The 21,676-nt window shown below is 65.7% G+C and carries 24 protein-coding genes; 21 read left to right on the top strand and 3 right to left on the bottom strand.

What is annotated here, in order from left to right; translation table 11 throughout:
- Positions 1-11: 11 nt before the first annotated feature.
- From rpsH to rplQ, 13 genes are all read left to right on the top strand, one after another.
- Positions 12-404: a 30S ribosomal protein S8 gene (rpsH, locus tag G335_RS0112695; protein ID WP_018146447.1), complete on the top strand. Its 393-nt coding sequence runs from the start codon at positions 12-14 to the stop codon at positions 402-404.
- 10 nt (positions 405-414) lie between these two features.
- On the top strand, positions 415-945 hold the full coding sequence (gene rplF, locus G335_RS0112690) for a 50S ribosomal protein L6 (RefSeq protein WP_018168207.1): 531 nt from the start codon (positions 415-417) through the stop codon (positions 943-945).
- 10 nt (positions 946-955) lie between these two features.
- Positions 956-1,309 carry a 50S ribosomal protein L18 gene (gene rplR / locus G335_RS0112685; protein ID WP_018168206.1) on the top strand — a complete coding sequence of 118 codons (354 nt, stop codon included), beginning with the start codon at positions 956-958 and terminating at the stop codon, positions 1,307-1,309.
- A gap of 26 nt (positions 1,310-1,335) precedes the next feature.
- Positions 1,336-1,842: a 30S ribosomal protein S5 gene (gene rpsE, locus G335_RS0112680; RefSeq protein WP_018146444.1), complete on the top strand. Its 507-nt coding sequence runs from the start codon at positions 1,336-1,338 to the stop codon at positions 1,840-1,842.
- A gap of 3 nt (positions 1,843-1,845) precedes the next feature.
- Positions 1,846-2,025, top strand: coding sequence for a 50S ribosomal protein L30 (gene rpmD, locus G335_RS0112675; protein ID WP_018168205.1), 180 nt, complete (start codon positions 1,846-1,848; stop codon positions 2,023-2,025).
- A 2-nt stretch (positions 2,026-2,027) separates the two neighbouring features.
- The gene (gene rplO, locus G335_RS0112670) at positions 2,028-2,459 is read left to right on the top strand and encodes a 50S ribosomal protein L15 (RefSeq protein WP_018146442.1); all 432 of its coding nucleotides are present in this window, start codon (positions 2,028-2,030) and stop codon (positions 2,457-2,459) included.
- Positions 2,460-2,462: 3 nt separating this feature from the next.
- Positions 2,463-3,809 (top strand): preprotein translocase subunit SecY, encoded by a 1,347-nt coding sequence (gene secY, locus G335_RS0112665; protein ID WP_018146441.1) that lies wholly within the window; start codon positions 2,463-2,465, stop codon positions 3,807-3,809.
- A 15-nt stretch (positions 3,810-3,824) separates the two neighbouring features.
- Positions 3,825-3,938: a 50S ribosomal protein L36 gene (gene rpmJ, locus G335_RS14080; protein WP_077277041.1), complete on the top strand. Its 114-nt coding sequence runs from the start codon at positions 3,825-3,827 to the stop codon at positions 3,936-3,938.
- Between the two features lie 66 nt (positions 3,939-4,004).
- Positions 4,005-4,361, top strand: a complete 357-nt coding sequence (rpsM, locus tag G335_RS0112660; protein WP_018139891.1) for a 30S ribosomal protein S13 — start codon at positions 4,005-4,007, stop codon at positions 4,359-4,361.
- Between the two features lie 21 nt (positions 4,362-4,382).
- A complete protein-coding gene (gene rpsK / locus G335_RS0112655; RefSeq protein ID WP_017941093.1) occupies positions 4,383-4,772 on the top strand; it encodes a 30S ribosomal protein S11 in 390 nt (129 codons plus the stop codon).
- Between the two features lie 15 nt (positions 4,773-4,787).
- Complete coding sequence (rpsD, locus tag G335_RS0112650) at positions 4,788-5,408, top strand: 30S ribosomal protein S4 (protein WP_018146440.1); 621 nt, start codon at positions 4,788-4,790, stop codon at positions 5,406-5,408.
- Between the two features lie 30 nt (positions 5,409-5,438).
- Complete coding sequence (locus G335_RS0112645) at positions 5,439-6,428, top strand: DNA-directed RNA polymerase subunit alpha (protein WP_018168204.1); 990 nt, start codon at positions 5,439-5,441, stop codon at positions 6,426-6,428.
- A 42-nt stretch (positions 6,429-6,470) separates the two neighbouring features.
- Positions 6,471-6,860, top strand: a complete 390-nt coding sequence (rplQ, locus tag G335_RS0112640; RefSeq protein WP_018146438.1) for a 50S ribosomal protein L17 — start codon at positions 6,471-6,473, stop codon at positions 6,858-6,860.
- 172 nt (positions 6,861-7,032) lie between these two features.
- Here rplQ and uvrA read toward each other — a convergent pair whose 3' ends face one another.
- Positions 7,033-9,885, bottom strand: coding sequence for an excinuclease ABC subunit UvrA (gene uvrA, locus G335_RS0112635; RefSeq protein ID WP_018176984.1), 2,853 nt, complete (start codon positions 9,883-9,885; stop codon positions 7,033-7,035).
- Positions 9,886-10,077: 192 nt separating this feature from the next.
- Here uvrA and G335_RS0112630 point away from each other — a divergent pair, with 192 nt between their 5' ends.
- From G335_RS0112630 to lnt, 7 genes are all read left to right on the top strand, one after another.
- Positions 10,078-11,448, top strand: a complete 1,371-nt coding sequence (locus G335_RS0112630) for an MFS transporter (protein WP_018168202.1) — start codon at positions 10,078-10,080, stop codon at positions 11,446-11,448.
- A gap of 128 nt (positions 11,449-11,576) precedes the next feature.
- Positions 11,577-12,062: a single-stranded DNA-binding protein gene (gene ssb / locus G335_RS0112625; RefSeq protein ID WP_018146435.1), complete on the top strand. Its 486-nt coding sequence runs from the start codon at positions 11,577-11,579 to the stop codon at positions 12,060-12,062.
- Positions 12,063-12,107: 45 nt separating this feature from the next.
- Positions 12,108-13,460 carry a tRNA (N6-isopentenyl adenosine(37)-C2)-methylthiotransferase MiaB gene (gene miaB, locus G335_RS13615; RefSeq protein ID WP_018168201.1) on the top strand — a complete coding sequence of 451 codons (1,353 nt, stop codon included), beginning with the start codon at positions 12,108-12,110 and terminating at the stop codon, positions 13,458-13,460.
- Positions 13,461-13,472: 12 nt separating this feature from the next.
- A complete protein-coding gene (locus tag G335_RS0112615) occupies positions 13,473-14,486 on the top strand; it encodes a PhoH family protein (protein WP_018168200.1) in 1,014 nt (337 codons plus the stop codon).
- Positions 14,476-14,991: an rRNA maturation RNase YbeY gene (ybeY, locus tag G335_RS0112610; RefSeq protein WP_018168199.1), complete on the top strand. Its 516-nt coding sequence runs from the start codon at positions 14,476-14,478 to the stop codon at positions 14,989-14,991. Before G335_RS0112615 ends, ybeY begins: the two co-directional genes overlap by 11 nt.
- Positions 14,984-15,916 carry an HlyC/CorC family transporter gene (locus tag G335_RS0112605; RefSeq protein WP_018176983.1) on the top strand — a complete coding sequence of 311 codons (933 nt, stop codon included), beginning with the start codon at positions 14,984-14,986 and terminating at the stop codon, positions 15,914-15,916. Before ybeY ends, G335_RS0112605 begins: the two co-directional genes overlap by 8 nt.
- Positions 15,917-15,921: 5 nt before the next feature.
- Positions 15,922-17,412, top strand: coding sequence for an apolipoprotein N-acyltransferase (gene lnt / locus G335_RS0112600; protein WP_018168197.1), 1,491 nt, complete (start codon positions 15,922-15,924; stop codon positions 17,410-17,412).
- A gap of 4 nt (positions 17,413-17,416) precedes the next feature.
- On the opposite strand, the gene G335_RS0112595 is transcribed toward lnt, so the two are convergent.
- Complete coding sequence (locus tag G335_RS0112595) at positions 17,417-17,974, bottom strand: zinc ribbon-containing protein (protein ID WP_018168196.1); 558 nt, start codon at positions 17,972-17,974, stop codon at positions 17,417-17,419.
- A 197-nt stretch (positions 17,975-18,171) separates the two neighbouring features.
- Here G335_RS0112595 and G335_RS0112590 point away from each other — a divergent pair, with 197 nt between their 5' ends.
- Positions 18,172-20,586: a Lon protease family protein gene (locus G335_RS0112590; protein WP_018176982.1), complete on the top strand. Its 2,415-nt coding sequence runs from the start codon at positions 18,172-18,174 to the stop codon at positions 20,584-20,586.
- Positions 20,587-20,703: 117 nt separating this feature from the next.
- On the opposite strand, the gene G335_RS0112585 is transcribed toward G335_RS0112590, so the two are convergent.
- Positions 20,704-21,558, bottom strand: coding sequence for a DUF2189 domain-containing protein (locus G335_RS0112585; protein ID WP_018146427.1), 855 nt, complete (start codon positions 21,556-21,558; stop codon positions 20,704-20,706).
- Between the last annotated feature and the right edge of the window lie 118 nt (positions 21,559-21,676).

The following is a 21,676-nucleotide window of genomic DNA, read 5'->3' as shown; positions in this document are numbered from 1 at the left end:
GATTTGAACCGATGATGACCGATCCGATTTCCGACATGCTCACCCGTGTTCGCAACGCCCAGCGTGCGAACAAGGAGCAGGTCGCCATTCCTTTCAGCAAGGCCAAGGAGCGTATCCTTAAGGTCTTCGCCGATGAGGGTTTCGTAGGCGACATCCAGGTCGAGGGTGAAGTTGCCCAGAAGAAACTGGTGGTGAAGCTGAAGTACTTCGAGGGACGGCCGGTCATCGAGACCGTCGAGCGCATCTCGCGTCCGGGCCTGCGGATTTATCGCGGCAAGGACGAGCTGCCGCGAATTAACGCCGGTCTCGGGGTTGCCGTGGTCTCCACGCCACAGGGTGTCATGAGTGACCGCGCTGCCCGGGCCGCAGGCCAGGGCGGCGAAGTCCTCTGCAAGATTTACTGAGGAATCAGCCATGTCGCGCATTGCAAATCTGCCGATCAAGCTGCCGAACGGCGTCTCCGTCGAGCAGTCGGAAAGCGAGATCAAGATCAAGGGTCCGAAGGGCGAGCTACAGCTCACCTGCCCCGAGGCCGTGATCGTTACCGTCGAGGACGGGGTGGTTCGAGTGAAGGCCACGGAGAACGCGAAGAATGTCGCGTTGGCGGGTACTATTCGGGCACTCCTGGGCAATCATGTCCACGGGGTGAGCGAAGGGTTCGTCCGGGCGCTGGAGTTGGTCGGCGTCGGCTATCGCGCCCAAATGCAGGGCGCGAAGCTGAACCTGACGCTCGGGTACTCGCATCCGATCGACTTCGACATTCCGGAAGGCGTGACGGTGGAGACACCGACCCCGACCGAGGTCGTGGTCAAGGGAACGGATCGCCAGAAGGTGGGCCAGGTGGCAGCGAATATTCGCGCCTTCCGCCCGCCGGAGCCCTACAAGGGCAAGGGCGTGAAGTACAAAGACGAGCGCATCGTGCGCAAAGAAGCCAAGAAGAAGTAGGTAGGCACCAGTGGACAAGAAAGAGGCCAGACTTAAGAGGGCGCGGCGCGCACGGTTCAAGATCCGTGAGCTGGGGGTGCATCGTCTCTGTATCCACCGGACGCCGCGCCACATGTACGCGCAGATCATTGCCCCCTCGGGCGACGCGGTGCTTGCCGCGGCGTCGACCGTGGAGAAGGATCTGAAGAATGCCGGGGGTTCCACCGGCAACGCCGAGGCCGCCGCCCGCGTGGGCCAGGCCATCGCGGAGCGTGCGCGCAAAGCAGGGATCGAACAGGTCGCGTTTGACCGCGCGGGTTTTCGTTATCACGGACGGGTGAAGGCACTTGCCGACGCCGCCCGTGAAAGCGGCCTGCAGTTCTAGTCAAACGCGATCGAGCGGAGAGAGAAATGGCACGTAACGATGTAAGCGAAGCGCAGGACGGCCTCCAGGAAAAGCTGATTGGCGTCAACCGCGTTGCGAAGGTGGTCAAGGGCGGCCGGCAGTTCCGGTTTGCCGCACTGACCGTCGTCGGTGATGGCGAGGGACGAGTTGGATACGGGTACGCGAAGGCGCGCGAAGTGCCGGCGGCCATTCAGAAGGCAATGCAGCAGGCGCGCATGGAAATGCGCAATGTGTCGCTGAACGAAGGCACGCTGCACTATGCGGTGAACGGTCATCATGGCGCGGCCAACGTCTACATGCAGCCGGCTTCTGAGGGTACCGGGATCATCGCCGGGGGCGCGATGCGCGCAGTGCTCGAAGTAGCGGGCGTGCGTAACGTGCTGGCAAAGTGTGTCGGTTCGCGCAACCCCATCAACGTCGTGCAGGCGACCATCGACGGGCTCACCATGGTGAACTCGCCGGAACGGGTTGCGGCCAAGCGCGGCAAGTCCGTCGACGAAGTGAAGAGCTAAGCCATGAGCAAGCTGAAACTGACACTGGTACGCAGCACCGCCGGCCGTATCGCCACGCACAAGGCGTGCGTGCGTGGACTCGGGCTGCGCAAGACCCACAGCAGCGCGATCATCGAGGCCACGCCCGAGAACATGGGCATGGTCAAGAAGGTCTCGTACCTGCTGAAGGTAGAGGAAGTCTAATCATGCGACTGAATAACATTTCCAGCCCCGACGGTGCCCGCAAGCCGGCCAAGCGCGTCGGTCGGGGGATTGGCTCCGGTCTGGGCAAGACCGGCGGCCGCGGCCACAAGGGCCAGAAGTCTCGCTCGGGTGGTTACACGAAGGTCGGGTTCGAAGGCGGCCAGATGCCGCTGCAGCGTCGCCTGCCCAAGGTGGGCTTCCGCTCGCGCAAGCAACAGTATTCGGCCGAAGTGCGTCTCAGCGAACTGGCCAAGGTCGACGGCGACGTGACCCTGGACACCCTGAAGGCTGCGGGCGTCGTGCGCAGCGATGCGCAGAGCGCCAAGATCTTCGCCTCCGGTGAAGTCTCGAAGGCCTGTGCCGTGAAGGGCGTGGGCGTCACCAAGGGCGCGCGGGCGGCGATCGAAGCCGCTGGCGGGAGCGTTGAGGCCTAAATAATGGCACGTGGAGCGACAGCACGTTCCGGTGGCGGGCTCACCGGTTTTACCGAGTTACGCCAACGCCTGCTGTTCGTTCTGGGTGCCCTGGTGGTGTACCGGATCGGTACATTCATTCCGGTGCCCGGTATCAACCCGGTGGCCGTCTCGCAGTTCTTCGAACAGCAAAGCGGGACCATCCTGGACATGTTCAACATGTTTTCCGGGGGGGCGCTGGAGCGCCTGTCGATCTTCGCCCTGGGGGTGATGCCGTACATCTCGGCCGCCATCATCATGCAGCTTCTGGCCGCGACCGTTCCGGCGCTCCAGCAGTTGAAGAAAGAGGGCGAACAGGGACGTCGCAAGATTACGCAGTACACGCGCTACGGGACCGTGGCGCTCGCGCTGTTCCAGAGTATCGGGATCGGGATTGCCTTGAATGGTCAGACCATCCAGGGGATGCCGATGGCCCTGAACCCGGGCCCGATCTTTATCTTCACCGTGGTGGTCTCGCTGGTGACGGGGACGCTGTTCCTGATGTGGCTGGGTGAGCAGATTACGGAACGCGGCATTGGCAACGGGATCTCGATCATCATCTTCGCCGGTATCGTCGCAGGGCTTCCGGGCGCGATTGGCGGAACCCTGGAGTTGGCCCGCACCGGAGAACTGGCGGCAGCATTCGTGGTGATTCTGATCGTCTTGGCCCTGGCGGTGACCGCCTTCGTGGTGTTCGTCGAGCGCGGACAACGCCGGGTGACGATCAATTACGCCAAGCGCCAGGTGGGAAGGAAGATGGTCGGTGGCCAGTCCTCGCACCTGCCGCTGAAGCTGAACATGGCCGGGGTGATCCCGCCGATCTTCGCATCGAGTATCATTCTGTTCCCGTCGACGTTGGGGCAATGGTTCGGCCAGGCTGAAGGGATGGACTGGCTGCGCGAGATCTCGACGACGCTGGCGCCGGGACAGCCGCTGTACGTGATGTTCTATGCGGCCGCGATTATTTTCTTCTGCTTCTTCTATACCGCGCTGGTGTTCAACTCACGCGATACGGCGGAAAATCTGAAGAAGCAGGGCGCCTTCATTCCGGGGATCCGGCCAGGTGTCCAGACCGAAAGATTCATTGACGGGGTCATGACTCGACTGACGGCGGTGGGGGCGGTGTACATCACCGCAGTGTGCCTGCTGCCGGAGTTTCTGATCCTGTATTGGAACGTGCCCTTCTACTTTGGCGGGACCTCGCTTCTGATCATCGTGATCGTGGTGATGGATTTCATGGCGCAGTTGCAGTCGCATCTGGTGTCCCACCAGTACGAAGGCTTGATGAAGAAAGCGAATCTGAAGGGTTTCGGCGGGACCGGGATCCGCTAGACCAGGAGAAAGACCATGAAGGTACGTGCATCTGTAAAGCCGATGTGCCGGAACTGCAAAGTCATTCGGCGTAATGGCGTGGTCCGGGTGATCTGTTCCGACGCCCGCCACAAGCAGCGTCAGGGCTGAAGCTTGGCGTAACGCATAATCATTGCTACTATAGCCGGCTTTGCCGGATTTTGATGGAGAAGTTGGATGGCTCGCGTCGCTGGAATCAATATTCCTGACCAGAAGCACACGGTAATCGCGCTGACCGCGATCTATGGCATTGGCCCGACTCGGGCCGGCCTGATCTGCGATGGGGCGGGTGTGCGTCGGGACATCAAGGTGCGGGATCTGACGGATGCCGAAGTGGATGCTCTGCGCGCCCAGATCGACAAGATCCCCGTGGAAGGGGATCTGCGCCGGGAAGTCAGCATGAACATCAAGCGATTGATGGATCTGGGCTGCTACCGTGGCGTGCGCCACCGTCGCGGCCTGCCGCTGCGCGGTCAGCAGACGCAGACGAATGCACGCACCCGAAAGGGCCCGCGTCGCCCGATTCGCAAGTAATCAGACTGGGATCTCAGGTACATGGCACAAGCGCAAACACGGACCAAGAAAAAGGTCCGCAAAAACATCGCCGAGGGCGTGGCTCATGTGTACGCCACGTTCAACAACACGATCATCACGATCACCGACCGGCAGGGGAACACGATCAGCTGGGCCACCTCCGGTGGTTCGGGCTTCCGTGGTTCCCGCAAGTCGACGCCGTTCGCCGCGCAGATCGCGGCCGAGCGCGCCGGGACGACTGCGGCCGAACACGGCGTGAAGAATCTCGACGTGATGGTGCGGGGCCCGGGTCCGGGTCGCGAGTCGGCGGTACGTGCGCTGAACAATGCCGGGTTCAAGATCACGAATATCAGTGATGTAACCCCGATCCCTCACAACGGCTGCCGGCCGCCCAAGAAACGCCGCGTTTAAGGCTGGAGTTGAAGAATGGCTCGTTACATTGGACCGAAATGCAAGTTGAGTCGCCGTGAAGGCGTGGACCTGGGCCTGAAGAGTGGGGTCCGTGCGCTGGAAACAAAGTGCAAGCTCGACAAGCCGCCGGGTCAGCACGGTGAACGCCGTACTCGCCTGTCGGACTACGCCGTGCAGCTGCGCGAGAAGCAGAAGCTTCGCCGCATCTACGGCGTGCTGGAAAAGCAGTTCCGCAACTATTACAAGAAGGCCGCTCAGCGCAAGGGCTCGACGGGTGAGAACCTGCTGAAGCTGCTGGAAGGTCGTCTGGATAACGTGGTGTACCGCATGGGCTTCGGCTCCACCCGCTCCGAAGCGCGCCAGCTGGTTGCGCATCGAGCGATCCAGGTGAACGGCCAGGTGGTCAACATCGCGGCCTACCAGGTGCAGCCGTCCGACGTGGTTACGGTCCGGGAGAAGGCGCGCAAGCAGGTGCGCATCCAGGACTCGATGACGCTGGCCGAGCAGACCGGGTTCCCGAGCTGGATCGAAGTGGACACCAGCAAGTTCGAGGGTACGTTCAAGGCGATCCCGGATCGTTCCGATCTGCCTGCGGACATCAACGAGTCGCTCGTCGTCGAGCTGTACTCGAAGTAATCGTTTTTCGGCCTGGCGCCAGGAGTCACAATGCAGTCGAACGAACTGGTCAAGAAACAGCAGATCGAGGTCGAGGCCGAGAATCGGAATCAGGCCAAGGTCGCCCTCGAGCCGCTGGAACGCGGCTTCGGCCACACCCTGGGCAATGCCCTGCGACGTGTGTTGCTGTCGTCCATCCCGGGTGCCGCCATTGTCGAGGCCCGGATTGAAGGCGTGCTGCACGAGTACACCACCATCGAAGGGGTACAGGAAGATGTCGTCGACATCCTGCTGAACCTGAAGGGTGTTGCGCTGCGTATGCACAGCCGCGACGAGTCCACGCTGACCCTGAGGAAGAAGGGTCCGAGCGTGGTGACGGCCGGCGACATTCAGGTCGACCATGACGTCGAGGTGGTGAACCCGGAACACGTGATCGCGACGATCACCAAGAACGTGGATCTGGACATCACTCTGACGGCGCGCGCGGGTCGCGGGTACGAACCCGTCAGCACGCGTCGGCAAGCCGAGGGTGGGGATGACACGGGTATTGGTCGACTGTTGCTGGACGCCAGCTTCAGCCCGATTCGCCGCGTGTCCTATCGCGTCGAAAGCGCGCGTCTGGCCCAGCGGACCGATATGGATCGCCTGGTGCTCGAGCTCGAAACCAATGGTGCGATCGCCCCGGATGACGCCGTGCGTCAAGCCGCGACGATCCTTCAGGGCCAGCTGGCGCCGTTCGTGGACTTGCAAGAAGAGTCGGCCGAAGTGGCGGGTGCCGTGGGTGGCGCGATCGACCCGGTGCTGCTGCGTCCGGTGGACGAGCTGGAACTGACGGTGCGTTCGGCCAACTGCCTGAAGGCCGAGAACCTGTACTACATTGGGGATCTCGTCCAGCGCACCGAGGTCGAGCTGCTGCGTGCGCCGAACCTCGGTAAGAAATCGCTGACTGAAATCAAGGACACGCTGGCGACCCACGGGCTGTCGCTCGGCATGCGTCTCGAGAACTGGCCGCCGCCGGGTCTGCGCGACGACAACGAGTAATCACGGCGCCCCGCGCCCATCGTTTTTTAGAGGAAGCCTCTCATGCGTCATCGTCATTCCGGCCGTCAGCTGGGCCGCAACAGCTCGCACCGCAAGGCCACGTTTCAGGCCATGTCCGTGGCCCTGTTCCGGCACGAACTGATCAAGACCACGCTGCCCAAGGCGAAAGAGCTGCGTCGCGTCGCCGAACCGCTGATCACGCTGGCCAAGGAAGACAGCGTTCACGGTCGTCGGCTGGCGTTTGCCCGTCTTCGTGACAAGGAGATTGTGGGCAAGCTGTTCGCCGAACTGGGTCCGCGCTACCAGGCGCGGCCCGGTGGCTACCTGCGGATCCTGAAGTGCGGCAACCGCGCGGGTGATAATGCCCCGATGGCCTACGTTGAACTCGTGGATCGTCCGGAACTGGATGCCGGAGAAGGCGAAGCCGCCTGAGGGTCCGTCGCCAGAGGAAATCGCGCTCGCAGGTTGGGCGCTCGGAAAGCCGGCCTTGCGCCGGCTTTCTTGCGTCTGGGTAACCGCGAATTTAGAAAGAGAGAGGGAAGCGCGGTCTGTGGGGACGGTGCGCAGGCGCGCAGCCCGTGGAGATGGAAAAGGCCGCGGGTCGTTAACCGTTGGCGGCGTGGGAAGAGCTTGCGGCGGGGAGCAGCGGTGCAAGGAACTGCCCGGTGTGGCTGTGGGCGGTGGCGGCCACCGCTTCGGGGGCGCCTGCCACGAGGAGTTCACCGCCGCCGCTGCCGCCTTCCGGGCCGATGTCGATCAGCCAGTCGGCGGTCTTGATGACGTCGAGGTTGTGCTCGATCACGACGATGGTATTGCCATGGTCGCGGAGGCGGTGGAGCACGCGCAGGAGCTGGGCGATATCCTCGAAATGCAGGCCGGTGGTCGGCTCGTCGAGGATGTAGAGCGTACGACCGGTATCGCGCTTGGAGAGCTCGCGGGCGAGCTTGATGCGCTGGGCCTCGCCACCGGAAAGGGTGGTGGCATTCTGCCCCAGCTGGATGTAGGACAGGCCCACCTCCATCAGCATCTCGAGCTTGCGGTGGATCACCGGTACCGGCTGGAAGAAGTCGAGGGCCTCTTCGACGGTCATCTCCAGGACTTCGTGGATATTCTTGCCCTTGTAGCGCACGTCCAGGGTCTCGCGGTTATAGCGATGGCCCTTGCAGACGTCGCAGGGGACGAAGACGTCGGGCAGGAAGTGCATTTCCACCTTGATCACGCCATCGCCCTGGCAGGCCTCGCAGCGCCCGCCACGGACGTTGAACGAGAAGCGCCCGGGCTTGTAGCCGCGCGAGCGCGCCTCGCCGGTTGCGGCAAACAGTTCGCGTATGGGCGTAAACAGGCCGGTATAGGTGGCCGGGTTGGAGCGCGGGGTACGCCCGATCGGGCTCTGGTCGATGTCGACCACTTTGTCGATCAACTCCATGCCGTCGATGCGGTCGTGATCCTCGATGTGGTGGCGCCCGCCATGGAGGGCGGTGGCGACGGCCGGGTACAGGGTGTTGTTGACCAGGGTGGACTTGCCGGAGCCCGAGACCCCGGTCACGCAGGTGAACAGCCCGGTGGGGAAGGCGAAATCACCGCCCTTCAGGTTGTTGCCACGCGCGCCGATTACGCGGATCTCGCGCTCCGCGTCGGGCGGCGTCCGCTGGTCCGGCACCGGGATGCAGCGGGTGCCGCGCAGGTATGCGCCGGTGAGGGAATCCGGATGATTCGCGACCGCCTCCGGGGTGCCCGACGCCACAATGTGGCCGCCGTGGCGACCCGCGCCGGGGCCGATGTCCACGACATAATCGGCTTGTCGGATGGCATCCTCGTCATGCTCCACCACGATGACCGTGTTGCCGAGGTCGCGCAGGTGGCTCAGGGTCTTCAGCAGGCGTGCGTTGTCGCGCTGGTGCAGGCCGATTGATGGCTCGTCGAGGATGTACATCACCCCGACCAGGGCCGAGCCGATCTGCGAGGCGAGGCGGATACGCTGGGCCTCGCCGCCGGAAAGCGTGTCGGCGGAGCGGTCCAGGGTCAGGTAGTCCAGGCCGACATCGTTGAGGAACCCCAGGCGCGCGGAGATCTCGCGCACGATCTTCTCGGCGATCTGGGCGAAGCGTCCCGGCAGGCGGAGGTCGTCGAAAAAGGCCTGCGCGTTGGCCACGCTCATGTGCGTGACCTCGGGCAGGGTCATGTCGCTGACAAAGACGTTGCGTGCGGCCGAGTTGAGGCGCGTGCCGTGGCAGTCGGGGCAGGGCTGTTCCGCCTGGTAGCGGCCCAGTTCCTCGCGCACTGCCGCGGAGTCGGTCTCGCGGTAGCGCCGCTCCAGGTTCGGGATCACACCCTCGAACACGCGTTCGTCGGTGCGTAGTTGGCCGTTGGCGGCCGGGGTCGACAGCTTGACCTTCTCCGTGCCCGAACCATGCAGGACCACCGCGCGGACCTCGGCCGGCAATTCCTGCCAAGGGGCCTCCACGTCGAAGTCGTAATGCCGGGCGAGACTGGTCAGCAGGCTGAAGTACCAGGCGTTGCGCCGATCCCAGCCCCGTACGGCCCCGCCACCAAGGCTTAGCTCGGGCTGCGACACGACCCGTTCGGGGTCGAAGAACTGGTGCACACCGAGGCCGTCGCAGGTGGGGCAGGCGCCTGCCGGGTTGTTGAACGAGAACAGCCGGGGCTCCAGCTCGCGCAGGGCATAGCCGCAAATCGGACAGGCGTAGCGCGCCGAGAAGATCATCGGCTCGCGTTCCGGCTCGTCCATCCACGCGATCAGCGCCAGGCCATCGGCCAGTTCGGTGGCGGTTTCGAAGGACTCGGCCAGGCGCTGGCGCAGGTCCTCGCGCACGCGGAAGCGGTCTATCACGATCTCGATGTTGTGCTTGCGCTTGGGGTCCAGCGCCGGCAGGGCGTCGAGGTCGTGGATCTCGCCATTGATACGCGCGCGCAGGTAGCCCTGGGAGCGCATCGCCTCGAGCATCTTGTGGTGTTCGCCCTTGCGGCCGCGGACCACCGGCGACAACAGCATGACCTTGTCGCCCTCCGGCAGATCGAGTACCTGGTCGACCATCTGCGAGATGGTCTGGGCGGCCAGGGTCTCGCCGTGTTCCGGGCAGCGCGGCTCGCCGGCGCGCGCGAACAGCAGGCGCAGGTAGTCGTAGATCTCGGTGATGGTCCCGACGGTGGAGCGCGGGTTGTGCGAGGTACTCTTCTGCTCGATGGAGATCGCCGGCGACAGACCCTCGATCTGGTCGACGTCGGGCTTTTCCATCATCGACAGGAACTGCCGGGCGTAGGTCGACAGGCTCTCCACGTAGCGGCGCTGGCCCTCGGCGAACAGGGTGTCGAAGGCCAGCGAGGATTTGCCCGAACCGGAAACGCCGGTAATCACGATCAGCCGTTCGCGCGGCAGGTCGAGGTCCACGTTCTTCAGGTTATGGGTGCGGGCGCCGCGAATGCTGATGCTGTCCATGGGGCTGGATCGACTCCACTGGGTTACGTCGCGCGGCGCGCTAGCGAAAACACGGATCAGTGTTTCCATTGGGGCGCCGCAAACCATCCATGGTAACACCCGGGCCGCGCTCGCCATGGTTTCCCCGCCGCGCTTGCCGGTAAACTCCCCGGACATGAAGAGTTCTTCTTGCCTGCGTCGGTCCCGGACGCCATGAATCCCCGCGAGCTGCGCGCCACCACTGGGCTGGCGGCGATTTATGGCGTGCGCATGGCCGGCCTGTTCATGGTCCTGCCGGTGTTCATGCTGCATGCCGACCGTATCCCCGGCGCAACCCCGCTGCTGATGGGCCTGGCGCTCGGGATCTACGGACTCACCCAGGCCGTGCTGCAGATCCCGTTCGGTCTCTTGTCGGACCGGGTCGGCCGCAAGCCGCTGATCCTCGCCGGGCTGTTGCTGTTCGTTGCTGGCAGTGTGCTCGCCGCGGTCGCCGAGACCATCCACGGCATCATCCTCGGGCGTGCCCTGCAGGGGGCGGGTGCGGTGGCAGCGGTGATCCTGGCCCTGACAGCGGACCTGGTCGGCGAGGAACGGCGTATGCGGGCCCTCGCCGTGATCGGGCTGACCATCGGCCTGACCTTCACCGCAGCGATGGCCCTGGGCCCGGTGGTGGACCAGGCGGCGGGATTGTCCGGGATCTTCGGCCTGTCGGCATTGCTCGGGCTGGTTGCGATCGTGATCCTGTTCCTTTGGGTGCCAACCCCGGCACGGGCGCGGGCACACCCGGACATGGTGCCGGTCTGGTCGGCACTGCCCCGCGTGCTGCGCGCCCCGGACCTGTTGCGCCTGAACCTCGGCATCTTCGTGCTGCACCTGGTCCTGGCCGCGAACTTTCTGGTTATCCCGGTGCTGCTGGTGGAGACGCTCGGGCTAGCGGGTGCCAGCCACTGGAAGTTCTATGTGCCGGTGCTGCTGGCGGGGTTCGCGCTGATGCTCCCGGGGATCATCTTCGGCGAGCGCCGCCGGCGCGTGCACAGCGTGCTGCGCGGGGCGATCGCCCTGCTGGCCGGGGTGCAGATCCTGCTGGCCCTGCTGGTGCTCGACGGCGGCGGTCTGTGGACGCTGGCGGCGCTGATGGTCCTGTTCTTTGCCGCCTTCAACCTGCTTGAGGCGGGACTGCCGTCGCTGGTTGCGCGCGTGGCGCCGGTCGCCCACAAGGGCACGGCGATGGGCGGCTTTGCCACCGCGCAGTTCCTTGGGATCTTCGCCGGCGGCGTGCTGGGAGGTGTCCTGCTGACACTGGTCGGGCCGGTCGGGGTGTTCCTTGCCGGGGTGCCGTTGCTGCTGGCCTGGTGGTGGATCGCCCGCGGGATGCATCCGCGCTACCGGTCGAACCGGGTGGTCGCGGTACCCGACCACTGGTCCGGTCGTGACGCGGAACTGCTGCGGGCGCTTGCCGCATGGCCCGGCGTGCACGAGGCGGACCTGTCACCGGATGCCGGTTCCTTGTACCTGAAGGTGGAGCCAGGAGGCCCGGACACCCCCGAGCTGACAGCCTGGTTGGCGCGCAAGCCAGGCGCGTAGAACGCGCGCAATGCCTCCCCGACTGGCCGCGCGAATCTGTCCACATCCCGGACCGGTGCACTGTCGCGGCCGGGGTGGGCTGCTACACTACCGAATCTGTTTCTCCATGCTGGACACAAGGAGGCCCCATGGCCCGCGGCGTCAACAAAGTCATCCTGCTCGGCAACCTCGGGGCCGACCCGGAAAAGCGCGAGACCCCGAACGGGGTTACCGTCACCAATCTGCGTCTGGCGACGTCGGAGCAGTGGACCGACAAGAACTCCGGCGAGAAGCGCGAAAACACCGAATGGCACCGGGTGGTGATGTTCGGGCGCCTGGCGGATATCGCCGCGCAGTACCTGTCCAAGGGCTCGCAGGTCTATGTCGAAGGCAAGATCCAGACCCGCAAATGGCAGGACCAATCCGGTAACGATCGTTACAGCACCGAGGTCGTGGCCAACGAGATGCAGCTGATCGGCGGTCGCGGTGGCAGTGGCGGCGGTGGTGGCGGTTTCGACCAGGACCCGGGTTATGGCGGCGGCAATGCCTACGGCGGCGGTGGCCAGCAAGGCGGCAACCGCAGCAACGCGCCGGCCTCCGGCGGCGGCTTCGATGACGACGACGTCCCTTTCTAGAAAACACATAAGTCACTGTTCACCCACTAGCGAAGTACCGAGAGCATGATCCGCAAGGTCTACATCCAGACGCACGGCTGTCAGATGAACGAGTACGACTCCGATCGCATGCTCGACGCACTGCGTGAGCTGCACGGGGCGGAGCGTACCGATGATCCGGAGCAGGCCGACCTGCTGCTGATGAACACCTGCTCCATTCGCGAGAAGGCGCAGGAGAAGGTCTTCTCGCTACTGGGGCGCTGGCGGCAGATCAAGGAACGCCGGCCGGAGGTGATCATCGGTGTGGGCGGTTGTGTTGCCAGTCAGGAGGGCGATGCCCTGCGCGCCCGGGCCCCGTACGTGGATCTGGTATTCGGCCCGCAGACCCTGCATCGCCTGCCGGCGATGATCCAGTCGGTGCGCCGTGAGCGCGCCCCGGTGGTGGATATCTCCTTCCCCGAGATCGAGAAATTCGACCGCCTGCCGGAGCCGAAGGCCGACGGTCCGAGTGCGTTCGTCTCGGTGATGGAAGGCTGCTCCAAGTACTGCAGCTTCTGCGTGGTGCCCTATACGCGCGGCGACGAGATCAGCCGCCCGTTCGACGACGTGATTGCCGAGGTGGTCGCGCTGGCCGCGCAGGGGGTCAGGGAGATCAACCTGCTGGGGCAGAACGTGAATGCCTACCGCGGGCCGATGGATGACGGCGACACTGCGGACCTGGCCCTGCTGATCCACTATGTCGCGGCGGTCGACGGGATCGAACGTATCCGCTTCACTACCTCGCACCCGGTGGAGTTTTCCGATTCGCTGATCCAGGCCTTTGCCGACGAACCGAAGCTGGTCAGTCACCTGCACCTGCCGGTGCAAAGCGGCTCCGACCGCATCCTGGCGCAGATGAAGCGCGGCCACACGATCCTGGAATACAAGTCCAAGATCCGCCGCCTGCGCGAGGCGCGCCCGGACCTGGATCTCTCCTCGGACTTCATCGTCGGCTTCCCCGGCGAGACCGACGCCGACCACGCCGCGACGATGAAGCTGATCGAGGAGCTGCATTTTGATTTCTCCTTCAGCTTTATCTACAGCGCGCGCCCGGGCACCCCGGCCGCATCGCTGCCGGATGACGTGCCGATGGCGACCAAGAAGGCCCGTCTGGCCGAGTTGCAGGCCCTGATCGAGCAGAACGGCCGCGCGCGAAACGAGTCCATGGTGGGCAACATCGAGCCGGTACTGGTGGAGGGTCCGGCCAAGCGCAACCCCGGCGAACTGGCCGCGCGCACGGCGAACAACCGCATCGTCAACTTCGCCGGGGACCCCGGCCTGATCGGGCAGTTGATCCCGGTCGAGATTACCGAGGCCCTGGCACATTCCCTGCGCGGGCGTACGGTGGAGCGGACAATGCCCGCTGCCGTCGGCGCCTAGGGAAACCGAAGCATGGCCAATCGTCTGGATTTCACCCTGGAGCCTGGTGACCAGGAGACGCTCGCGCGGATCTCCGGGCCGCTGGATGCCCACCTGCGCCTGATCGAGTCACGCCTGGGCGTGGCGGTGCACAATCGCGGGCCGCGCTTCAATCTCACCGGGCCGGGCGGTGCCGTGAAGGCGGCCGGGGCCTTGATCCACGACCTGCACCGGATGGCGCAGGAAGAACCGGTCAGCCTGGAGCAGGTGCATACCGCGCTGCAGACCGCCCATGTTGAGGGGCTGGCGGAGCCCGAGGGCACGGGCGACGATCCCGCGTTGCGGCTCAAACGCGCGGTGATCCGTGGTCGCGGCCCGCGTCAGGCGAAATACCTGTCCGCGATCGCGCGGCACGATCTCAGTTTTGGCATCGGCCCGGCCGGGACCGGCAAGACCTACCTTGCGGTGGCCGCCGCGGTCGCCGCACTGGAGCAGGACCGCGTGCAGCGCCTGGTGCTCGTGCGTCCGGCGGTGGAGGCCGGCGAGCGCCTGGGCTTTTTGCCCGGCGATCTGGCGCAGAAGATCGACCCTTACCTGCGGCCGATGTACGACGCCCTGTACGAACTGATGGGCTTCGATCAGACCGCACGCTTGATGGAACGCCAGGTGATCGAAGTCGCGCCGCTGGCCTACATGCGCGGGCGCACCCTGAACGAGGCCTTCATCATCCTCGACGAGGCGCAGAACACCACCCTCGAGCAGATGAAGATGTTCCTGACCCGCATCGGCTTCGGCTCCACTGCGGTGGTCAACGGCGACATCACCCAGGTTGACCTGCCGCGGGGGCAGGGATCGGGCCTCAAGCACGCGATGCAGATCCTGCAGGGCGTGGAGGGGGTGCATATCACCCGTTTCCAGGCCGGTGACGTGGTGCGCCACCCGCTGGTGCAGCGCATCGTCGAGGCCTACGAGGCCCACGACCATGCGTCTGGCAAGCCGACTGGGGAGTCGGAGCCCGGTTCCGGGCGGGGTGCCGATGGCGCTTGAAATCGCGGTGCAATACGCTGTTCCGCGTGCCGGTCTGCCCGGCCCCACCACCTTGCACCGGGCGGCCCGCGCCGCCTGGCGCGGGGCGGGCGCGGCCACAGTCACTCTGCGCCTGGTGGAGGCCGAGGAGGGACAGTCGCTGAATCACACCTTCCGGGGACGCGACTACGCGACCAATGTGCTGTCATTCCCGGCGCCGGCGCTGCCGCCGGGCTTGCCGCCCGAGGCGAGCGCCTATCTCGGTGATGTCGTCCTGTGCGTGCCGGTGCTGGCGCGCGAGGCGGCGGAACAGGGCAAGACGCTGGCGGCCCATTACCACCACATGGTGGTGCACGGGATGTTGCACCTGCAGGGCATGGATCACCAGACGCCGGACGAGGCCGCGCGGATGGAGGCAATTGAGTCCTCGATCCTGGCCGGGTTAGGCTATCCCAACCCCTACGATGCCGACCCTCCGGCCCGCGTCCTGTCGCCGCATCCTGCCGGAACCGCCCCCGATGCCTGAACCCGAACCCGACGAACAACCCATCTGGCGGCGCTGGCTGATCCGCGCCGGCGAGATCCTGCGCCCGCGCCGCGAGCCGGCGACCCGACACGAGCTGATCGAGTGCCTGCGCGGTGCCCACGCCCGCGAGCTGGTCGATCCCGAGGCCCTGACCATGCTGGAGGGGGTGCTCAACGTCGCGGACATGCAGGTGCGCGACATCATGATCCCGCGCGCGCAGATGGAAGTGGTGCGCCGCGACGCCGGGCTCTCCGAGTTCCTCCCGGACGTGGTCGCTTCCGCGCATTCGCGCCTGCCGGTGGTGGGGGATCACCGCGACGAGGTGGTCGGCGTCCTGCTGGCCAAGGACCTGCTGCGCTTCTTTGGCGAGCCGGACGATGCCGCCTTCGATATGCAGGAAATCCTGCGCCCGGCGGTGTTCGTGCCGGAGAGCAAGCGTCTGAACGTGTTGCTGAAGGAATTTCGCCTGAGCCGCAACCACATGGCGATCGTGGTGGACGAGTATGGCGGCGTGGCCGGCCTGGTGACCATCGAGGACGTTCTGGAGCAGATCGTCGGCGAGATCGAGGACGAGCACGATGTCGAGGACTACCTGACCCAGATCATGCAGCACCCCGGCGGGCGTTACACCATCAAGGCGCTGACCCCGATGGAGGAGTTCAACGCCTACTTCCAGACCGCCTACAGCGAGGACGACTTCGACACCATCGGGGGCCTGGTGCTGTCGCATTTCGGGCATGTCCCGCGTCGTGGCGAACAGATCGTCGTGGATGGTATGCAGTTCCGCGTCCTGCGCGCTGACAACCGGCGCCTGCACCTGCTGGAGATGCGCCTGCCGGAGCCGGACATGCAGGCTGCCACCGGTGAAGGCTCGCAGCCGTTCGATGGTCCGGCCCGGGAGCCGGACGACCGCCACATCCCCTGATCGGCATGCAGACCCTTGTCGAACGCCTGCCGCCCTGGGCCTCCGGGCTCGTTGCCCTGCTGGCCGGGGCGGGTGCAACCCTGGCCTTTGCCCCGGTTGGCTGGTTCCTGGCCGCCCCGTTGGCCCTGGCCGTGTGGTTCGCCCTGTTGCCGGGTGCCCGACCGCGCCGCGCCGCGTGGACGGGCTATGCCTTCGGCCTCGGATTCTTCGGGATGGGGGTGAGCTGGATCTTCAATAGCCTGTTGGTGTTCGGGCAGGCGCCACTGGTGGTCGCCTCGCTGATTACCGTGCTATTCGTACTGGCCCTGGCGGGCTATCCGGCGTTGCTGGCCGGATTGGCGGCGCGCTTCCTGCCACTGGGGCGTCCGGCCGGCTTGCTGGCGCTGGCCGGTGGCCTGGTGCTGATGGAGCTGGCGCGTTCCTGGCTGTTCTCCGGCTTCCCCTGGCTGCTGTTCGGCCACACCGTGCTCGACACGCCGCTACAGCCCTGGCTGCCGCTGGTCGGCGAGCTGGGGGCGGGGCTGGTGGTGGCCCTGCTGGCCGTGGCGCTGGTCCTGGTGTTTCTGACCCGGCAGCGCTGGCTGGGCGCGGGCCTGGTGGGGGCACTGGTGATCGCCTCGTTGTCGCTGGGGCTCGCGCGCTGGGTGGAGCCGGGCGGCGAAACGATCTCGGTGGCCATGGTCCAGGGCAACATCGATCAGGCGCGCAAGTGGGATGCCGATGGCATCGAGTATTCGCTGGGGGTCTACGAGGAACTGACCCGCGAGGCGGGTGAGGTGGACCTGGTGGTCTGGCCGGAGACCGCGATCCCGGCGTTCTATGTCGAGGTCCAGCAGCCACTCGGGCAGCTCGCCCAGTCGCTGGCGGAGCATGACAGCGAACTGGTGACTGGGGTCTTCGACCATGCGTCGGCCGGACGCCATGTGTATAACTCGGTGGTCAACGTGACCACCGGGGCCGGCTACAACAAGCGCCAGCTGGTCCCCTTCGGCGAGTACATCCCGTTGCGCGGCCAGCTCGACTGGCTGGACCGGTTGCTGGCGATCCCGATGTCCGACCTTTCCCCGGGCACCGGCGACGGGCGTATGCGGGTGGCCGGTCAGACCGCCGGGGTCAGCATCTGCTACGAAGCGGCATATTCGCGCCACATCCGCGCCGCGCTGCCGGAGGCCGGCTTCCTGGTCAACGTCTCCAACGACGCCTGGTTTGGCGACAGCCTCGCCCCGGCCCAGCATCTGCAGATTGCCCGGGTACGGGCGGTGGAGACCGGGCGCCCGATGATCCGGGCAACCAATACCGGCATCTCGGCCCTGATTGATGCCGATGGCCGGATACTCGAGCGTTCGGGGATCTTCACCCGCGAGGTAGTCACGGGCACGCTGCAGCCTCGCCACGGCGTGACGCCGGCAACCGCCACCGGGGCGGGGCCGGCCGTGCTGGCCGCGCTGGTGCTGGTGGTTGCCGGTGCCGCGGTCGGCCGTCGCCGCCGACGCTGACGGGTTATTCGGCCTCGGTCCCGCCGGGGCCGCGACGGAACGTCGTGTTGTGGCAGTTGGAGCACGGCGGGATGCGGCCGACCTTCGTCATGTGCACGGGATGGCCGCATTGCTTGCAGAGCAGTTCGCCGGGGCCGGTGATCTCGCCGGTGTGCCACTCGCCCATCACCTGGGCGCGCGCGGTCAGTTCGGTGATCTCGATCCGGGTGCGGTCCGCGATGCGTTCCAGGGCGTTCTTGATGCTGGCCTCGATCAGACCCAGATCGATCTGTAGCCAGCCACGCCAGTCGGAGCTGCGGTTGTCGAGGTAGGCGCCCAGATCCTGCAGGTCGCGGCGCAGGTAGTCCATCACCTCGTGAGCCTCTTCGCGGGTCAGGTCACTGGCCTTCTGCACGCGGTCGCGGGCGTTCTCCAGAGCCTCGGTGATCGCCTTGCTGGTCTTGTCCTCCAGCTTTTCGAGATCCTCGGTGACCTCGTTCAGCATGCGGTGATAGGCATCGCTCAACCGGTGCTCGCGTTCCTGGTCGTGTTCCGGGGCCGTATCCCTGGGTTTGTCGCTCATGCGCTGCTCCTCGCTGATCGATATGTGGCTGTGTGTCCCGTTCGGGGACGTTTCGGATGGTCAATGCGTCCAAGGTAGCACGATGGCCGGGCCGCACCAGCGTCACGGGAGCGGGTTTCGTTGGTTACCGGCAATCAGGGGGTGCATATTGAGCTGCATCTCCCGCAAGGTAGGGGCTAACAACAGTGGAGACGGATATGACGCGACCCGCATCCCTGACCGCGGAGCAGGTCTATCAGCGGTGCCCGCCAGAGCATCTGGATTTCGAGACCACCGAGACGCTGGAGGCGCTCGAGTTGCCCTGTGGCCAGGAACGCGTGCTGCGTGCGCTCGAATTCGGTGCGTCGATGCGTGGCAATGGTTTCAACCTGTTCGTGCTGGGGCCGGCAGGCAGCGGGCGGCACGACCTGGTGCGACGCTTTCTGGAGCGCCGCGCGGCCGACGAGTCTGCCCCGCCGGACTGGGGCTACGTGTTCAACTTTCAGCAGCCGGAGTGTCCGCGGGCCGTTCGTCTAGCGGCCGGCGAGGGCCGAACCCTTCAGGCGGACCTGGACCGTCTGATCGAAGACCTGCATGCCAGTATCCCGGCCGCGTTCGAGAGCGAGGAATACCAGCGGCGCCTGCAGGAGCTGAAGGATGCGTCTGAAGAGGCCCAGACCGAGGGCGCGCGCAAGGTGCAGGAAGAGGCCGAGGCGCACGACATTGCCCTGATCAGCGCGCCACACACCTTCTCGTTCGCGCCGATGCGCGATGGGGAGATCCTCAAGCCGGAGGAATACGACGCACTGTCCGAGGAGGAACGCGGGCGCATCGACGAGAAGGTCGAGGAGCTGCAGGAGAAGTTGCAGCAGGTCATGCACCAGGTGCCTCGCCTGCGCAAGGAGCTGCAGGAGAAGATTCGGGCCCTGAATGCGGAGATGCTGCAATGGGCCCTGGGCGGTCCGATCCACGAGTTGAAGGAGAAATGGTCGCACCGGCCGGCGGTGGTCGAGCATCTGGAGGCGATCCTCGACGAGGTGGTGAGACACGCGGAGGCGTTTCGCGGCGGCCGTAGCCATGCCCCGCCCGAGGGGCTGCTGGAACGGTTTCGCATCAACCTGCTGGTGGATCACGCGGACACGCGGGGCGCCCCGGTGATCTACGAGGACCTGCCGAATCATCAACACTTGACCGGCCTGATCGAGCACCAGGTGCACGAGGGGGCCCTGGTTACCGATTTCTCGCTGGTGCGCGCCGGGGCCCTGCACCGGGCCAGTGGCGGTTACCTGATCGTGGATGCCCGGCGTGTGCTGACGCAGCCGCTGGCCTGGGAGAGCCTCAAACGGGTCCTGTTTTCCGGCGAAATCCGCATCGAGTCCCTGGAGCGCCTGTTCGGGCTGGTGAGTGCGGTGGGGCTGGAGCCGGATCCCATTCCGGTGACCCCGAAGGTGGTGCTGATCGGTGATCGCCTGTTGTACTACCTGCTGTCCGCGTTCGATCCGGACTTCCTTGAGTTGTTCAAGGTCGAGGCCGACTTCGAGGACGACTTGGACCGCAGCGACGCCAGTCATGTGCTGTATGCGCGCATGCTGGCCACGATGGCGCGGCGTGTCGAACTACGGCCGCTGAACCGCGAGGCGGTGGCGCGCGTGATCGAGCATGCCAGCCGTCTGGCCGGCGACCAGTGCAAGCTGTCGGCCCACGATCGCACCCTGCGCGACCTGCTGCTGGAGGCCGACCACTGGGCGAGGAAGGCCGGCGCGGACGTCGTCGGCGCCGGGCATGTCGAACAGGCCATCCGGGAACGCCAGGAGCGCGGTGCGCGGCTACAGCGCCGCAGCCTGGAGCAGATCCGTCGCGGGGTGGTGCTGATCGCCACCAGCGGGGCGCAGATTGCCCAGGTCAACGGGCTGTCGCTGCTGCAGCTGGGCGACGCGATGTTCGGGCGGCCAATCCGGATCACCGCGACCGCGCGCTCGGGCAAGGGCCATGTGGTCGACATCGAACGCGAGGCCAAGCTGGGTGGCCCGGTGCACAGCAAGGCGGTGATGATCCTGTCCCGGTTCATCGCCAGCCACTATGCCGAGGACAGCGAGCTCTCGCTGTCCGCCAGCCTGGCCTTCGAGCAGTCGTATGGCGACATCGAGGGGGATTCCGCCTCGGTGGCCGAGACCTGCGCGTTGTTGTCGGCGATCGCGCGGATCCCGTTGCGCCAGTCGCTGGCGGTTACCGGCTCGCTCAACCAGCATGGCGAGGTCCAGGCCGTGGGTGGGGTCAACGAGAAGATCGAGGGCTTCTTCGACGTCTGTCGCGAGGCCGGCGAACTGGATGGTCACGGTGTGCTGTTGCCGGGGAGTAATGTCGAGAACCTGATGCTGCGCCACGACGTCCGCGAGGCGATCGCGGAGGGACGATTCCATGTCTACCCCGTAGCCACGGTGGACGAGGCCATCGAGCTCCTGACCGGGATGACGGCGGGTGAACGCGGCGCGTGGGGGGGGTTCCCGGCGGGCAGCTTCAACCGCGTGGTCGCCGATCGCCTGGCGGCGTTTGCGCGTTTGAGCCATCGGCGCGGGTCCCGCGATGACGATGCGGAAGCCACGCCGGGCGGCCCCTCCGGGGAGGATGCCTGAGGGGGCATCAATTGGTGTCCCCCGGGGCTTCCGTCCGCCGACCCGAGATGGAGCGCGAGGTGGACTGGCATGGGCCCGACGCGGGGTCGGACCCATCGCGTGGGGCGTCGCTGGGGATTAACGGGCGTCGACCAGATCCCGGTAGCCGTGCCACATGGCAAAGCCCAGCCAGGGGAAGATCACGATCAGCGCCAGCAGCGCGGTTGCCACCGAGACCATGAACAGCGCGGTGATGATCAGACCCCACAGGATCAGCGTACCCGGGTTGTGGCTGAAGGCCTTCAGGCTGACCCCGATCGATTCGATCAGGCTCTTTTGCGGGGCATCATCGCGTATCCGGTGATCCAGCAGGGCCGGGATCGTGACCAGGCTGAGGGCGAATACCGCGAGGCCGAACACAATGGCGGCCACCACCACCCCGACCAGCGAGATAATGCCGGCGCCGCTGCTGAGCATCGCGCCCACCAGGTGATGCAACTGCCCCATGACCGCGATTTCGCCGATGTTGAGCACCGCGATCCACATCCACACAAAGCTGGCCCAGATCACGAACAGGATGGCCAGCAGCGCGGCAAAGGCCCAGATCGAGCCACCCATCGGCCCCAGCCAGCCGAGGCCGGAACCGCCCGGCTCGCCGCGCTCTTTCTGCAGCGCGAGGTAGTTCACACCGACGGCGAGCACGGGTCCGAGGAGCAGGATGCCGGCCAGAAGCGAGAAGGCCATCCACGGCTGATTCCAGGACAGGCCCAGCAGGATCAGCGCGGCCAGGGTGATCACCAGGCCGTGCACCAGGGCCACTGGCATCTGCCAGAGGTCCCGCCAGCCTTTGCCGAGCCAGGTGCCCAGGTCCTCCGTCGCGATCTCGCGGATGGCCGGGGAATCCGTCTCCGGCGTGTGTTCGGGGACCGTTTCCCCCAAGTCCTCGGGATAGGCGCGCTGGAGCATGGGGACCACGTCTTTCTCTTCGCTCATAACCTGCCTCCTTGGAACGTTTTGCCAACCGCTTTCTTTGAATGTAGGTCTTGTGGCAGTCAGGTGGGGGTACTGTTCCCGGAGTTGCGTGACGGATATCACATCGAAGACGTGTGGC

The organism is Thioalkalivibrio sp. AKL8 (assembly GCF_000380525.1).
GTDB lineage: Bacteria > Pseudomonadota > Gammaproteobacteria > Ectothiorhodospirales > Ectothiorhodospiraceae > Thioalkalivibrio > Thioalkalivibrio versutus.
This window is presented reverse-complemented; position numbering and strand designations above follow the sequence as displayed.

Excerpts from the sequence above, each read along its gene's own strand:
- G335_RS0112590 (WP_018176982.1), top strand. The coding sequence starts at position 18,172 with ATGACGCGACCCGCATCCCTGACCGCGGAGCAGGTCTATCAGCGGTGC.
- G335_RS0112645 (WP_018168204.1), top strand. The coding sequence starts at position 5,439 with ATGCAGTCGAACGAACTGGTCAAGAAACAGCAGATCGAGGTCGAGGCC.
- rpmJ (WP_077277041.1), top strand. The coding sequence starts at position 3,825 with ATGAAGGTACGTGCATCTGTAAAGCCGATGTGCCGGAACTGCAAAGTC.
- rplQ (WP_018146438.1), top strand. The coding sequence starts at position 6,471 with ATGCGTCATCGTCATTCCGGCCGTCAGCTGGGCCGCAACAGCTCGCAC.
- rpsH (WP_018146447.1), top strand. The coding sequence starts at position 12 with ATGATGACCGATCCGATTTCCGACATGCTCACCCGTGTTCGCAACGCC.
- miaB (WP_018168201.1), top strand. The coding sequence starts at position 12,108 with ATGATCCGCAAGGTCTACATCCAGACGCACGGCTGTCAGATGAACGAG.
- rpsK (WP_017941093.1), top strand. The coding sequence starts at position 4,383 with ATGGCACAAGCGCAAACACGGACCAAGAAAAAGGTCCGCAAAAACATC.
- G335_RS0112615 (WP_018168200.1), top strand. The coding sequence starts at position 13,473 with ATGGCCAATCGTCTGGATTTCACCCTGGAGCCTGGTGACCAGGAGACG.
- ybeY (WP_018168199.1), top strand. The coding sequence starts at position 14,476 with ATGGCGCTTGAAATCGCGGTGCAATACGCTGTTCCGCGTGCCGGTCTG.
- rpsM (WP_018139891.1), top strand. The coding sequence starts at position 4,005 with ATGGCTCGCGTCGCTGGAATCAATATTCCTGACCAGAAGCACACGGTA.
- rplO (WP_018146442.1), top strand. The coding sequence starts at position 2,028 with ATGCGACTGAATAACATTTCCAGCCCCGACGGTGCCCGCAAGCCGGCC.
- lnt (WP_018168197.1), top strand. The coding sequence starts at position 15,922 with ATGCAGACCCTTGTCGAACGCCTGCCGCCCTGGGCCTCCGGGCTCGTT.
- rpsD (WP_018146440.1), top strand. The coding sequence starts at position 4,788 with ATGGCTCGTTACATTGGACCGAAATGCAAGTTGAGTCGCCGTGAAGGC.
- G335_RS0112585 (WP_018146427.1), bottom strand. The coding sequence starts at position 21,558 with ATGAGCGAAGAGAAAGACGTGGTCCCCATGCTCCAGCGCGCCTATCCC.
- rpmD (WP_018168205.1), top strand. The coding sequence starts at position 1,846 with ATGAGCAAGCTGAAACTGACACTGGTACGCAGCACCGCCGGCCGTATC.
- G335_RS0112595 (WP_018168196.1), bottom strand. The coding sequence starts at position 17,974 with ATGAGCGACAAACCCAGGGATACGGCCCCGGAACACGACCAGGAACGC.
- uvrA (WP_018176984.1), bottom strand. The coding sequence starts at position 9,885 with ATGGACAGCATCAGCATTCGCGGCGCCCGCACCCATAACCTGAAGAAC.
- rpsE (WP_018146444.1), top strand. The coding sequence starts at position 1,336 with ATGGCACGTAACGATGTAAGCGAAGCGCAGGACGGCCTCCAGGAAAAG.
- ssb (WP_018146435.1), top strand. The coding sequence starts at position 11,577 with ATGGCCCGCGGCGTCAACAAAGTCATCCTGCTCGGCAACCTCGGGGCC.
- G335_RS0112605 (WP_018176983.1), top strand. The coding sequence starts at position 14,984 with ATGCCTGAACCCGAACCCGACGAACAACCCATCTGGCGGCGCTGGCTG.
- G335_RS0112630 (WP_018168202.1), top strand. The coding sequence starts at position 10,078 with ATGAATCCCCGCGAGCTGCGCGCCACCACTGGGCTGGCGGCGATTTAT.
- rplF (WP_018168207.1), top strand. The coding sequence starts at position 415 with ATGTCGCGCATTGCAAATCTGCCGATCAAGCTGCCGAACGGCGTCTCC.
- secY (WP_018146441.1), top strand. The coding sequence starts at position 2,463 with ATGGCACGTGGAGCGACAGCACGTTCCGGTGGCGGGCTCACCGGTTTT.